General features: G+C 74.2%; 10 protein-coding genes. 5 read left to right on the top strand and 5 right to left on the bottom strand.

Annotated features, from left to right (window positions below; translation table 11 throughout):
- Window positions 1–96 precede the first annotated feature (96 nt).
- Entirely contained in the window at window positions 97–390 is a 294-nt protein-coding gene (locus ABT092_RS11020) for a hypothetical protein (RefSeq protein ID WP_351242216.1), read from the top strand.
- A 120-nt stretch (window positions 391–510) separates the two neighbouring features.
- Here ABT092_RS11020 and ABT092_RS11025 read toward each other — a convergent pair whose 3' ends face one another.
- The 4 genes from ABT092_RS11025 to ABT092_RS11040 all read right to left on the bottom strand — a co-directional run bounded on the left by ABT092_RS11025 (window position 511) and on the right by ABT092_RS11040 (window position 5,524).
- A complete protein-coding gene (locus ABT092_RS11025) occupies window positions 511–2,355 on the bottom strand; it encodes an acetolactate synthase large subunit (protein ID WP_351242218.1) in 1,845 nt (614 codons plus the stop codon).
- A gap of 290 nt (window positions 2,356–2,645) precedes the next feature.
- Window positions 2,646–3,863 carry an MFS transporter gene (locus tag ABT092_RS11030; RefSeq protein WP_351242220.1) on the bottom strand — a complete coding sequence of 406 codons (1,218 nt, stop codon included), beginning with the start codon at window positions 3,861–3,863 and terminating at the stop codon, window positions 2,646–2,648.
- Between the two features lie 71 nt (window positions 3,864–3,934).
- Entirely contained in the window at window positions 3,935–4,414 is a 480-nt protein-coding gene (locus ABT092_RS11035; RefSeq protein WP_351242222.1) for an RrF2 family transcriptional regulator, read from the bottom strand.
- Between the two features lie 129 nt (window positions 4,415–4,543).
- Complete coding sequence (locus ABT092_RS11040) at window positions 4,544–5,524, bottom strand: NADPH:quinone reductase (RefSeq protein WP_351242224.1); 981 nt, start codon at window positions 5,522–5,524, stop codon at window positions 4,544–4,546.
- Window positions 5,525–5,785: 261 nt separating this feature from the next.
- Between ABT092_RS11040 and ABT092_RS11045 the strand changes: the two genes are divergently transcribed.
- Window positions 5,786–7,021 (top strand): IS701 family transposase, encoded by a 1,236-nt coding sequence (locus tag ABT092_RS11045; RefSeq protein ID WP_351242226.1) that lies wholly within the window; start codon window positions 5,786–5,788, stop codon window positions 7,019–7,021.
- Window positions 7,022–7,049: 28 nt separating this feature from the next.
- Here ABT092_RS11045 and ABT092_RS11050 read toward each other — a convergent pair whose 3' ends face one another.
- Entirely contained in the window at window positions 7,050–8,990 is a 1,941-nt protein-coding gene (locus ABT092_RS11050; protein ID WP_351242228.1) for a helix-turn-helix domain-containing protein, read from the bottom strand.
- 255 nt (window positions 8,991–9,245) lie between these two features.
- On the opposite strand from ABT092_RS11050, the gene ABT092_RS11055 reads away from it, so the two are divergent.
- The 3 genes from ABT092_RS11055 to ABT092_RS11065 all read left to right on the top strand — a co-directional run bounded on the left by ABT092_RS11055 (window position 9,246) and on the right by ABT092_RS11065 (window position 12,447).
- Window positions 9,246–9,977, top strand: a complete 732-nt coding sequence (locus ABT092_RS11055) for a methyltransferase (protein WP_351242230.1) — start codon at window positions 9,246–9,248, stop codon at window positions 9,975–9,977.
- A gap of 457 nt (window positions 9,978–10,434) precedes the next feature.
- Window positions 10,435–11,607, top strand: coding sequence for a 3-deoxy-7-phosphoheptulonate synthase (locus ABT092_RS11060; RefSeq protein ID WP_351242232.1), 1,173 nt, complete (start codon window positions 10,435–10,437; stop codon window positions 11,605–11,607).
- A 69-nt stretch (window positions 11,608–11,676) separates the two neighbouring features.
- Window positions 11,677–12,447, top strand: a complete 771-nt coding sequence (locus tag ABT092_RS11065) for a 2,3-dihydro-2,3-dihydroxybenzoate dehydrogenase (RefSeq protein WP_351242234.1) — start codon at window positions 11,677–11,679, stop codon at window positions 12,445–12,447.
- Window positions 12,448–12,467 lie beyond the last annotated feature (20 nt).

The following is a 12,467-nucleotide window of genomic DNA, read 5'->3' on the forward strand; positions in this document are numbered from 1 at the left end:
TGGCCGGGGCGGGCCGCCCGGCCGCGCGGCGGGGGAGCGCCCCGCCCCCGCCTCCCCGCAGGTGGGTTCCCCGCGGTACCGAGGAGTCAGGCGCGAATGAACCGTTCCGTGGAGGACACCCTCCGCGCCGTGGTCGACGCTCTGGAACGACGAGCCCTCGCGGACCGGACGGAGGCCCTGCCGGCCCTCCGTTCGGTCCGCGCCCTCCTCGCCAACGACGAGGCGGAGATCGCCGTCGACTACCTCGTCAACACGCTCAACGCGTTCCGGCTCGCCCTGCGGCAGGACGAGTACGGGTGCCTCGTCACGGCAGCCGGCCGGCTGGACCAGGCGGACACTGTGACCGACCTCGATCCCCGGTTGCTCCGCCCCGCCTCCGAAGGACGCTGACGGTCCGATCCCGGTGCCGGAGGGGTCGGACCGTCACCGGGGGCGAACCCGGAGTCCGACCCGTGCGCGTCCGGTCGGACCCCTGCCACGGCCGGGGCCGGCCGCCCCCGTTCCCGGGGCTCACTCCAGGGCGTCACCGAAGTCGGGGCGCATCCCGAGTGCGAACTGGATCTCGTCGTTGCTCGTCCCGGCAGCCACCATCGGCCAGACCATCGCGTCCTGGTGCACGACGAAGTCGACCACCACCGGCCGGTCGTCCACCGCGTTGGCCCGCTCGATGACCGCGTCCAGGTCCTCCGGCCGTTCGCACCGCAGCCCCAGACACCCCATCGCCTCGGCGAGCAGGACGAAGTCCGGGACCCGGGTGCCCGGCTTCGCACCGGGCCCGGCAGGCTGAGCGTGCAGCGTGGTCTGGGAGTAGCGCTGCTCGTAGAAGAGGGTCTGCCACTGGCGGACCATGCCGAGGGCGCCGTTGTTGATGATGGCGACCTTGATCGGGATGTTGTTCAGCGCGCAGGTGACCAGCTCCTGGTTGGTCATCTGGAAGCACCCGTCGCCGTCGATGGCCCACACGGTGCGGTCGGGCCGGCCGACCCGCGCGCCCATCGCCGCGGGCACGGCGTACCCCATCGTTCCGGCGCCGCCGGAGTTCAGCCAGCGGCCCGGCTCCTCGAACCGGATGAACTGGCTGGCCCACATCTGGTGTTGACCGACGCCCGCGGTGAAGATCGTTCCGGGCGGGGCGAGGCGGCCCACCCGCTCGATCACCTGCTGCGGGGCCAGCCGGCCCGCCGGGGCGGGAACGTATCCGAGGGGGTAGCGGGTCCGCCAGTCCTCCAACCGGCCCCACCAGCGGGCGTAGTCGCCCCGGTTACCGGCCTCGTGCTCGGCCCGGACGGCGGCGACCAACTCCTGGAGCACCTCGCGGACGTCCCCGACGATCGGCACGTCCACGGCCCGGATCTTGCCGATCTCGGCCGGGTCGACGTCGACGTGGACGACCTTCGCCTCCGGCGCGAACCCGTCCGGCCTCCCGGTGACGCGGTCGTCGAAGCGGGCGCCGAGGGCGATGATGAGATCGGACTTCTGGAGCGCGGTGACCGCGGTGACCGTGCCGTGCATGCCGGGCATCCCCAGGTGCCGCGGATGGCTGTCGGGGAAGGCGCCGAGCGCCATCAGGGTGGTGGTGACCGGTGCCCCGGTCAACTCCACCAGGGTCATCAACTCCCGTGCGGCGCCCGCCTTGACGACGCCGCCGCCGACGTAGAGGACGGGCCGTGCGGCTCCGGCGAGCAGCCGTGCGGCCTCCCGGACCTGCTTTCCGTGCGGACGGGGCACCGGGCGGTAGCCGGGCAGCGCGGGGGTGACGGAGCGGGCCCGGGTCCGGCCCTGGAGGGCGTCCTTGGTGATGTCGACGAGGACCGGGCCGGGGCGGCCGGAGGCCGCGATGTGGAACGCCTCGGCGATGACCCGGGGGATGTCGTCCGGCTCGGTGACGAGGTAGTTGTGCTTGGTGATGGGGACCGTGATGCCGCAGATGTCCGCCTCCTGGAAGGCGTCGGTCCCGATCATCGCCGAGGGCACCTGACCGGTGACGGCCACGATCGGCACCGAGTCCATGTAGGCGTCGGCGATGGGGGTGACGAGGTTGGTGGCGCCGGGACCCGACGTGGCCATGCAGACCCCGACCCGGCCGGTGGCCTGGGCGTAGCCGGTGGCGGCGTGGCCGGCGCCCTGCTCGTGCCGGACCAGTACGTGACGCAGCCGGGTGGAGTCCATCAGCGGGTCGTACGCGGGCAGGACCGCTCCGCCGGGGATGCCGAAGACGGTGTCCACCCCCTCGTCCTCCAGGGCGCGGATGAGTGCCTGCGCCCCGGTGGGGCCGGTGGCGTCGGCGGGGTCGGGTGCCGGTGGCGGGACGTCCGTCCCGGCCTCCCAGCCCAGCTCCATCGCGTAGTCGGTCATGGGACACCTCTCGGTTTTCGTCGACGTGGGGCTCCCGCGCCGGGGGCGGGGAGGAGCCGGGCCGAGGGGCCGCTTCGGTACGCGGCGCCACGGGGTGCCGGGCTGGGTGTCGGGAACACCGGGCAGCAGGGTCTCTCTCCGCGCCGGTCGCCGGTCGTCGCGCGCTGAGGGGTGGTTCAGCGGATGGTGCGACGTCGTACCGTCTGGAAGCGCGGCCCAAAACGACGGTCCTTTGGGCCGCGGGGGATTCGCTCGGTCCGTCCCGTGCCGGGTCCGGGCCGGTCCGCGCCTCAGCCGCCCTGGGCGGGGGCCCGCGCGGTGGCGAGCAGGAAGAGCAGGGCCACGGCGGCGATGGCCGCGCCGGCGCCGTAGACGGTGGCCGCGCCGGCCCCGAGGGCGGCGCCTCCGATCGCGGTGCCGAGGCCGATGCCCAGGTAGATCGAGGAGGAGTTGAGGGAGACCACCAGGGGCGCCTCCTGGGGGGCCACCTCGATCAGCCGGTGCTGCTGCGGGGGCGTCTGGCACCAACTGCTGGCGCCCCAGAGCAGCACCAGCAGCCCCACCAGCGGGCGGACCTCGGCACCGACCGCGGCGAGCCAGGCCAGCAGCCCCAGTGCCGCGACCATGGTGACGTACCCGGTGGTGAGCACCCGGCGGGAGCCCCAGCGGTCGGTGGCGTACCCGGAGGCCAGGTTGCCGAGGACGGCGCCGAATCCGTAGAGGAAGAGCATCCACAGGACGGCGCTCTCCGGTACGCCCACCGCCTCCAGGACGGGCACGCTGTAGGCGTAGGCGGTGTAGCAGGCGCCCATGCCGAGCACGCTCAGCGGGAGGACGGCGAGGACGGCGGGTCGGCGCAGCACGGAGAGCCGGGTCCGCAGCGGCACCCGCTCGTTGCCCGGCACCCAGGGCATCGTCAGCCGCAGGACCACCGCGATGAGCAGGCAGAGCCCGGCCACCAGGGCGAGTGCGGTGCGCCAGCCGAACCAGTTGCTGGCGGCATTGCCGAGGGGCACGCCGAGCGCGGTGGCGACGGTGAGGCCCCCGACCACCACGGCGAGGGCCCGGGCCCGTAGTTCGGGACGGACGAGGGAGGCGCTCACGGCCCCGGCGTTGGGGGTGTACGCGGCGGCGCCGGCGGCGGCGAGGACCCGGCTGACCAGCATGACCGTCATGTCGGGCGCGATGGCCGAGCCGAGGTTCGCGAGCCCCAGGACGATCAGGGCGCCGATCAGGACGGTACGGCGCGGAAGACGGGCGAGGAGGGTGGCCAGGATCGGAGAGAGCACGGCGTAGGCGGCGGCGAAGACGGTGATCGACTGGCCCGCCGTGGCCTTCGACACCTCCAGGTCCGCGGCCATCTCGGGGAGGAAGCCGGCCACGACGAAGGCGTCGGTGCCGACGGCGAAGGTCCCCAGGGCGAGGACGAGGGTGGACGACAGCCCGCCCCGGGGTGGTGCCTGGCCGTGGGTGGTGGACCGCCCCACCGGAATCGAGACATTGGACATCCGGATTCTCCTCGTGGTTCTGCGCGTGTTGGTGGGTGGTGCGCGAGTGCCCGGCCCTCGTGGCCGGTGGCTCAGCCGGTCATGCGTCCGTAGTGGCGCCGGGTGCGGTCGGCCGCCCCGGGGGGTGCGGCGGCCATCAGATCGGCCACCGTCTGCTCGGCGAGCGCGCGGCGCCAGGCCAGCTCGGCCCGTCGCATCGCGGTGGCGACCCCGCAGGGCTGCCGGAACTCCCGCTCCGGCGCCTCGCGGTCTTGGGCCCGCTGTCGGATCTCGGTGCAGCGGAACACGTCGTCCTTGCCCTCGATGGCGGCGACCACGTCCATCAGCGAGATGCTCTCCGGCGGTCGGGCCAACCGGAATCCGCCCCGGGCGCCGGGGGTGCTGCTGAGGATGCCGGCCCGCACCAGCGTCTGGAGACGCTTGTGCAGATAGGCCGGCGGCAGGTCGAACCAGGTCGCCAACCGTCGGGTCGGCACCGGCTCCTCGTCACCGAGCCAGGCCAGGGTGAGGCAGCAGTGCAGGCCCCACTCGACTCCTTCGCCCATCCGCATAACCAGGACCATACACGTCCGGGTTCCCGTTGGTCGGCGGGAGCGCGAGTGAGGGCCGGAAAGAGCCGGAACCGGCAGCTCCTACCCCGCCCTGACGGGACGTCGGACACCGCGGGGTCGGGCGCGCGGTCAGTCCCCGGGGCGCAACACCACCCGCCTGCCGTGCAGTTCGCCGCGTTCCAGCCGGGCGTGGGTCTCGGCCGTCGCACTCAGGGGGAGCACCTCCGTCGCACGGGGGCGCAGCCGCCCCGTCGCGACCAACCGGTTGATGTCGGTCGCGGCCTCGGCCAACTCCGCGGTCGTCGCGTGGGAGATCACGAACCCGACGATCGAACAGTCCTTCATGTAGAGCGGGCCCACCGGGAGCACCGGTCGGGCGCGGGCGCCGGCCAGCAGCACGATCCGCCCGCGCGGCGCGAGCAGCTCGACGGCGCTCGTCAGGTCGTTCGTGCCGGACGTGTCGAGGTGGAGGTCGACCCCCGACGGGCAGGCCGCCGCCAGCCGCGCCGACAGGTGCGGATCGCGGTAGTCGAACGCCTCGGCGGCGCCCAGGGCCCGGCAGTGGTCGAGATCGCGGGCGGCGGCCGTGGCCAGCACCCGGGCCCCGGCGTCGACGGCCAGGACGACCATCGCCGACCCGACGTTCCCGCCGGCGCCGGCCACCCACACCGTTTCGCCGGCCCGGAGCCGGCCGTGGGTGAAGAGGGCCAGCCGGGCGGTGGCCGCCGGATGCACGACGGCCACGGCGTCCTCGACCGGCACCCCGGAGGGGAGGGGGTAGAGACGGTCGGCGGCGACCACCGACCGCTCGGCGGCGGCGCCCTGGCGGCCCCCGTGCCCCAGGCTGTTGGTCCAGACCCGGTCCCCGACGCTGAAGCCGCACGCCCCGGGGCCGACCCGGGTCACCGTGCCCACCAGGTCGCGTCCCACGACGAACGGGAACGGAAGCGGGGTGGGGAACAGGCCGGACCGGACGAAGGTGTCCACCGGGTTGACCGTGGTGGCCAGGGTGTCGACCAGGACGTCGGTCGGTCCCGGCACCGGGACGGGGAGTTCGCCGTAGCGGATGTTCTCCGGCGGGCCGGGCTGCTCGATGAAGGCTGCTCGCATGGGTACGGAGTCTGGCACCGGGCCCGCGGCGGATGCATGCGGGAACGGCCTGGTCCGTCAACTCGGCCCCTGATGGCCCCGGCACCCCACCACCGGGCGGACCCCGGCCGCGTCCGGGCGGCCCGCCCACCCCCTTGGTGGTCACGTCATCGATCACCCGCGGCAGCCGTGTGCTCTGTCCACCTGGGCCCGACCGGAGGGGACTGTCTAAGGTCATCTCACCGTTGCCAGGTCCGCACCGCTTTCAGTTGGGGGATCTCGATGAGCGACTTGTCCCTGTGCGTAGGGGATGCACGGCCGCCCGGTCCGACTCCGGTGGACGCGGACTTCCACGACGTCGTCCTCACCGAGCTGAGCTCGGTCCTGTTCGCGTCGTTGCCCCGGGTGGACCAGCGCCGCAAGGGCGTGGAGTACCTGCGCGGGCTGCTGGACGCCGAGGGCCGCAAGTCGATCCGCAACATCGCTCGACTGGTCGGGGGACAGACGACGGAACAGAACCTGCACCACTTCATCAGCAGTTCCACCTGGGACTGGGCGCCCGTGCGCGCCGTGCTGGCGGGCCACGTCACCGCCGCGGTGCCGCCGCAGGCGTGGGTGGTGCGGCACACGGTCATCCCGAAGGCCGGGGAACACTCGGTCGGTGTCGACCGCTGCTTCATCTCCTCCCTCGGACAGGTGCTCAACGCCCAGCAGGCGGTGGGGGTCTGGTCCGCTTCGGACACGGTGAGCATGCCGGTCAATTGGCGGCTCCACCTCTCCCAGGCCTGGCTCGACGACGTGCCGCGCCGTAGTCAGGCGTCCATCCCCGCGGACGTGCACGCCCGCACGCTCGGGGACTGCGCGGTGGAGGCGGCGCTGGAACTGACCTCGGATTGGCGACTGCCGGTCCGGCCCGTGGTCACGGACGTGCGCGAGTTCGACGGGATGAAGGCGGCCCGACGGTTGCGGGCGGCGGGCGTCCCGTTCGTCCTCCGGGTCAACAGCACGCTGCCGCTCCGCCCCGTCGACGCGGCCCCGGCCCGACCCGGCCCCCAGGCCCTGCCCGCGCACCGGATCGTCGGCGCGTCCCGGGCCCTGTGCCGCCCGGTCGTCTGGACCGACCACGGGCTCGACGCCTCGCCCCGCACCGCACTGGTCGCCGCCGTGCGGGTCCGTCTCCCCGAGACGCCGACCTTCGGACGGCGGCCCCGACGCCGGGACGCCGGTGCGGACGAGGACCTGCTGCTGCTCGGCGCGGGCGCCCCGGGGTGCCGCTGGCCCCAGGAACTGTGGCTGGCCGACGTGCCCGACGCGTCGCCCGGGGCGCTGTTCCGACTGAGCCGGCTGACCGGCCGGGTCGAACGGGACTTCGAGGAGATCGCGGACCGCACCGGCATCCGCGACTACACCGGCCGGTCGTTCAACGGCTGGCACCGACACGTCACCCTGGCCTCCGCCGCGCACGCCGTCGCGGCCTTGGCCGAAGCGGGGCACCGGCCGCTGTGCCGGGCGGGGTGAGCCCCGCCCGGCCGGGGGCGTGCCGCGGTCACGGTGCCCGCCCCGGCACCGACTCCTCGCCCATCAGGACGGCCCGCACCCGGGCGAGCCTGAGGGCGAGCTGCACTTCCAGGGCGTTCCCGGGCTCCTGCCAGTCGGGGCCGAGCAACTCGCCGATCCGCTCCAGCCGCCGGGCGACGGTGTTCGGATGGACGTGCAGTCGCTGGGCGGCGCGGGTCGGGCTGCCACCGGTCCCGAAGTAGACGTCCAGCGTGCGGCACAGCTCGGTGAGGCGCTGTCGGTCGTAGTCGAGCACCGGGCCGAGGACCGAGTCCACGAACGACCGCACGTCCCGGTTGTCCGCGAGCAGCACCCCGAGGAAGCCCAGTTCGTGGGTGGAGGCGGAGCGTCCGGTGGTGCCGAGCGCGCTCATCGCGTCCAGGCAGCGCAACGCCTCCTGGTGGCAGTGGAAGACGGAGGCGGCGTCCGAGACCGGACCGGCGCCGGCCACCGTCACGTCCTCGCCGAGCAGGGGGGTCAGCTCGTCGAGGACGGCGCGGGCGGTGGCGGCGGCGTCCGCGCCGGGCAGCAGCAGGACCACCGCACCGCCGTGGCTGGCGCGGAGCCCGTTGAGCCGCTGGGCCAGGCCCGAGACCAGGAAGCTGGCCCGACCGCAGGCCCCGCCCTCGGGACGGGCGACCACCACCACGTGCGGGGTGCTCAGGTCGATGCCGATCCGGCGGGCGCGCTCGGTCAACTGCTGCGGCGGTCGCGGAGGGTTGGTGAGGAGGTCCTCCAGGAGTTCGTCGTACGCCCGGCCCTGGGAGACGCTGGCCCGCCCGGTCCGCAGCAGGTGCACCGCCACCGCCTGGGCGACCAGCCGCAGCAGTTCCTCGGTCTCCTCCCGCCGGCGCGAGCCGGGCTGGGCCGCGAGCGTGCCGAGGACCTCGCCCCCGCCGGTGACCGGCATGGCCCACACCCCGTTCGGAGCCCGGACCGGACGGTGGGCGGCGTGCGCTTCGGTCAGGGCCGCTCCCACGCGGTCCTCCGCCCCCGAACCGGGGAACGTGCCGGTACCGGCCAGGACGGTGCCGTCGACGGCGTGGATCCGTAAGGAACCGCCCAGGCAGCGGGCAGCGGCGACGGTGAGCGCCTTGGGATCGGTCTCCGACAACGCCTGTTCGATCAGGTCGGTGTGGGCGCGCCGTTGCTCGCGCAGCAGCGCCAGAGACTCGGCGTACCTGCCCACTTCCCCGCGCAGCGTCCGCACCGTGGCGCGGGCCTCGTCGAGGTGTCGGGCGCGTTCGATGGCCAGGCCGGCCAGCTCGCCGAGCGCGCTCGCGGTCGATATCTCCTCCCGGGTGTAGTGGCGGACGTCCCGGTCGGCGATGTAGAGGGCGCCGAACGGTCGGGTCCCGTGACTCAGCGGGACCGCCATGACCGCGCGCAGGCCCTCGGCCCGGACCACCTGGTCGATGTCCGTGCTGTGCTGGATCCTGACGTCATCGAGGTAGTCCGGGGTCCAGACGGGTGCCGAACTGGCCACGGCCACATGGCCGAGCCCCGCCTCGCCGGTGAGCCGCAGACCGACGTTGAGCGCCGAGACGTGCCCGTCCGAGGCCCGGACGCGGAACACGCCCTCCTCCGCGTCGGGGAAGCTGATGTAGGCCATGTCCGCGCCGAGCAGCAGCCGGGTCCGCCGGGTGACCATCTTGAGCAGCTCGTCGAGCCCGTCCGGGGCGACGAGGTCCCGGGCGGTGTCGAGCAGCGCGGAGAGGCCCGCTTCGCGCTGCTGGCGCTGTCGGTGCCGGGCGTGGACGTCGAGCCCGAGCCGTACCGCCCGCTCCAGGTGGGCCAGTTCGGTGCCGGCGGCACCGCTGCGACGGGCCTCCTCCGACAACGACTCGATGGAGGCCGCCGGCGCTTCCTCGGCCAACAGCCCCAGTACGGTCAGCGCGTCCGGCCGGTTCCCGGCTTCCCTTAGCGCCATGTCCCACCCCGCCTCAGTCCGTGGCAGTCGCCCCTGGCAGCGCATATGCCATGTCGATCGAAGTATTTACCACGTAACACTCCGTCAGGAAGCGGAGATCCACGCTCTGGACGGTGGTCGGCCCACTGCTGGAGGCGGTTCGATGTGGTGCCGGCCCACCTTCCCGCACGTCGGGGCCCCGAGGAGGATGGTCCGGGCGCGGAAACGGCGGTCGGGCCGCCCGGCCGGACGAGGACGGGGACGGCGGCGAACGGCATGGAGGCCATACAGGACTACCGACGCTCCCTGGCGCGCAGCCGATGGGCCCTCACCCACGCGGACCGGCCGGACACCTTCCAGCTCTGCGGCTCCACCTGGGACCTCCTCCCCGGAGTCTTCGCCCCGGTCTACTCGCCCACCACCGGGTTCTCCCTGCGCCTGCTCGGCCTCGACGATCCCCGACCGGGCTCCCGTTCCGGTTCGCTGTTGGAGATCGGCTGCGGCACCGGCGTCATCGCGGTGGCCGGGGCACTGGCCGGACACGACCGGGTGGTGGCCGTCGACATCAACGAGGCGGCCGTGCGCAACGCCGAGCTGAACGCCGAACGCCACGGGGTCGCCGACCGCGTCCGCGCCGTCCACAGCGACCTCTTCGACGCCCTGCCGCCCGGGGAACGCTTCGACACGATCTTCTGGCACTCCAACTACGTCCTGGCGCCCGCGGACTACCAGTACGCGTCGATGCACGAACGCGGCTACGTCGACCCCGGATACGCCGCCCACCGGCGCTTCCTCGCCCAGGCGCCCCAACGACTCGCCCCCGGCGGCACCGTACTGCTGCACTTCAGCGCCCGGGGCGAGCTGGACACCCTGCGCCGGATCGCCGCCGAGTGCGGCCGGGCGCTGCGGCCGGTGCGCCGGGCCGTCTTCCAGGAGGGCGCCCACGCGATCGAGCACCTGCTCGTCGAGGTGACCACGGCCGCACCACCCCACCCCACCGGCGGCTGACGGGCTCGGCGCGCACCTCCCGCCATCGGCCCGTCGCCTTCCGTGACCGCCGGGAGGACGTGGTCCGTCCCGCCCCGCAGTGGTGTGCTCCGACCACCGGCAGCAGGGTGTGCCGACACCACCCGCTCCGACCGGGTGGGGGAGCCGGGAAACCGGCCGGCCCGCCCGCGCTGGGCCCGGACCGTGCGGGGACACCCCGCCGGCGCCGGCACGACACGCCGTCAACCCGTGCTGGTCCATAGCGACCTGATGAAGTATCCGCCACCTGACGGAGTGACCTCGCGACCACTTGGCGACACCCGCCACCGCCCCACAAGATCTGGGGGAGCCGCAGCGTCCCGCGGCCGACGGACCGCCGCTGCCCGGGCCCGGCCAGTGGCGCCTGCCGCCGTTCCGGCCCCGTACGTCCCCGTCCCGACGCCCCTGGCGCGCCCCGCCCCCGTACCGGGAGACATCCATGGTCGCCGCACAGCCAGCCCTCAGCTCCAGGCCCGCACAGCACCAGCCGGAGTGGTCCGGCCACGAGCGCTGGGAGGAGGTCAGGGACCGACTGGCGGGCCTGCCGCACCTGGTCGACGCCGCCGACGTGGGACGGCTGCGCGGGCTGCTCGCCCGGGTCGCCGCGGGGGAGTTCCGGGTGGTGCAGGCGGGGGACTGCGCGGAGGACCCGGCGGAGTGCTCGGCCGGATACGTGGCCCGCAAGAGTGAACTCCTCGACGTCCTGGCCGGGGTGATGGAGACGGCCACCCAGCGGCCCGTGCTCCGGGTCGGCCGGATCGCGGGACAGTTCGCCAAGCCCCGCTCGAACCCCACCGAACGGGTGGACGGGCGTGAACTGCCCGTCTACCGGGGGCACCTGGTCAACGGTCCGGAGCCCGACCCGGAGCTGCGCCGCCCCGACCCCGGGCGCATGCTCACCTGCTACCACGCCGCGGCCGAGACCCTCACCCACCTCGGCTGGCTCGGTCCGGCCCGCCGCCCGGCACGGGGGCGCCGGGTGTGGACCAGCCACGAGGCCCTGCTGCTCGACTACGAAGTCCCGCTGACCCGCCGGACCCCGCGGGGCAAGACCCTGCTGACCTCCACCCACTGGCCCTGGATCGGTGAACGGACCCGGCAGCCGGACGGCGCCCACGTCGCGTTGCTCGCGTCCGTCGACAACCCGGTGGCCTGCAAGGTGGGCCCCGGGACCACCGCCGACGAACTGCTGGAGGTGTGCCTCCGCCTGGACCCCGCACGGGAGCCGGGCCGACTGACCCTCATCGCCCGGATGGGCGCCGACCTCGTCGGGGAACGGCTTCCGCCGCTGGTCAGGACCGTGCGCCGGGCCGGCCATCCGGTCGTCTGGCTCACCGACCCGCTGCACGGCAACACCGTCACCGCCCCCGGCGGACTGAAGACCCGCTTCGTGGAGACCGTCGTCCGCGAGGTCCGGGAGTTCCAGCGCGCCGTCCTGGCCGAGGGCGGGGTCGCCGGCGGGCTGCACCTGGAGACCACCCCCGACCAGGTCACCGAGTGCGTCCCCGACGCCACCGGCATCGAGCGGGTCGGCGACAAGTACACCAGCTTCTGCGATCCCCGGCTCAACCCCGGCCAGGCCGTCACCGTGGTCTCCGCCTGGACGGCCTGAACTCCGGCACCAGCCGCGCACCACACCGAGACGAGGTCCGGCCCCGGGCCGGCAGAGGAGGGAACGGCAGTGACGAACAGCATCGCCCTGGTCACCGGCGCCGCGGGCGGGATCGGTGCCGCCGTGGTCCGACGCCTGGCCGAGCGCGGCACCCCCGTGGCCGCCGTCGACCGCGACGAGAAGGCACTGCACCGGGCCGTCGCCGACCTGACCGCCGACGGGCTGCCGGTCCGGGGGTATCTGGCGGACGTCGCCGACCCCGCCGCCGCGACTCCCCTGGTCGACACCGTCGAACGCGAACTCGGGCCGGTGGACCAGCTCGTCAACGCCGCCGGGGTGCTGCGCCTCGGCCCGGTGCGCGACTTCACCACCGAGGACTGGGTCACCACCTTCGCGGTCAACGTCAACGGCGTCTTCCACATGTCCCGCGCGGTCGTCGACCGGATGATCCCGCGTGGCCGGGGCGCCCTGGTCACCGTCGCGTCCAACGCCGCCCGCACCCCGCGGGCCGGCATGGCCGCGTACGCCGCCTCCAAGGCCGCCGCCACCCAGTTCACCAAGAGCCTCGGCCTGGAGGTCGCCCCGTACGGCATCCGCTGCAACCTGGTCGCCCCCGGATCCACCGACACGCCCATGCTCCGGTCGATGTGGCACGACGAGTCGGGCCCGCGCGCCACCCTGGCGGGCGACCCGGAGGCGTTCCGCACCGGCATCCCCCTGAACAAGCTGGCCCGGCCCGAGGACATCGCCGAGGCCGTGCTGTTCCTGCTCTCCGACCGGGCCGGCCACATCACCCTGCACGACCTGACCGTCGACGGCGGCGCCGGGCTCGGCGCCTGACCCGTCCCCGTTCCCGCCCA

Origin of the sequence: Streptomyces sp. NPDC002490 (genome assembly GCF_040296045.1) — a bacterium.
Taxonomy (GTDB): domain Bacteria; phylum Actinomycetota; class Actinomycetes; order Streptomycetales; family Streptomycetaceae; genus Streptomyces.

Excerpts from the sequence above, each read along its gene's own strand:
- ABT092_RS11050 (WP_351242228.1), bottom strand. The coding sequence starts at position 8,990 with ATGGCGCTAAGGGAAGCCGGGAACCGGCCGGACGCGCTGACCGTACTG.
- ABT092_RS11060 (WP_351242232.1), top strand. The coding sequence starts at position 10,435 with ATGGTCGCCGCACAGCCAGCCCTCAGCTCCAGGCCCGCACAGCACCAG.
- ABT092_RS11045 (WP_351242226.1), top strand. The coding sequence starts at position 5,786 with ATGAGCGACTTGTCCCTGTGCGTAGGGGATGCACGGCCGCCCGGTCCG.
- ABT092_RS11030 (WP_351242220.1), bottom strand. The coding sequence starts at position 3,863 with ATGTCCAATGTCTCGATTCCGGTGGGGCGGTCCACCACCCACGGCCAG.
- ABT092_RS11040 (WP_351242224.1), bottom strand. The coding sequence starts at position 5,524 with ATGCGAGCAGCCTTCATCGAGCAGCCCGGCCCGCCGGAGAACATCCGC.
- ABT092_RS11035 (WP_351242222.1), bottom strand. The coding sequence starts at position 4,414 with ATGCGGATGGGCGAAGGAGTCGAGTGGGGCCTGCACTGCTGCCTCACC.
- ABT092_RS11020 (WP_351242216.1), top strand. The coding sequence starts at position 97 with ATGAACCGTTCCGTGGAGGACACCCTCCGCGCCGTGGTCGACGCTCTG.
- ABT092_RS11055 (WP_351242230.1), top strand. The coding sequence starts at position 9,246 with ATGGAGGCCATACAGGACTACCGACGCTCCCTGGCGCGCAGCCGATGG.
- ABT092_RS11025 (WP_351242218.1), bottom strand. The coding sequence starts at position 2,355 with ATGACCGACTACGCGATGGAGCTGGGCTGGGAGGCCGGGACGGACGTC.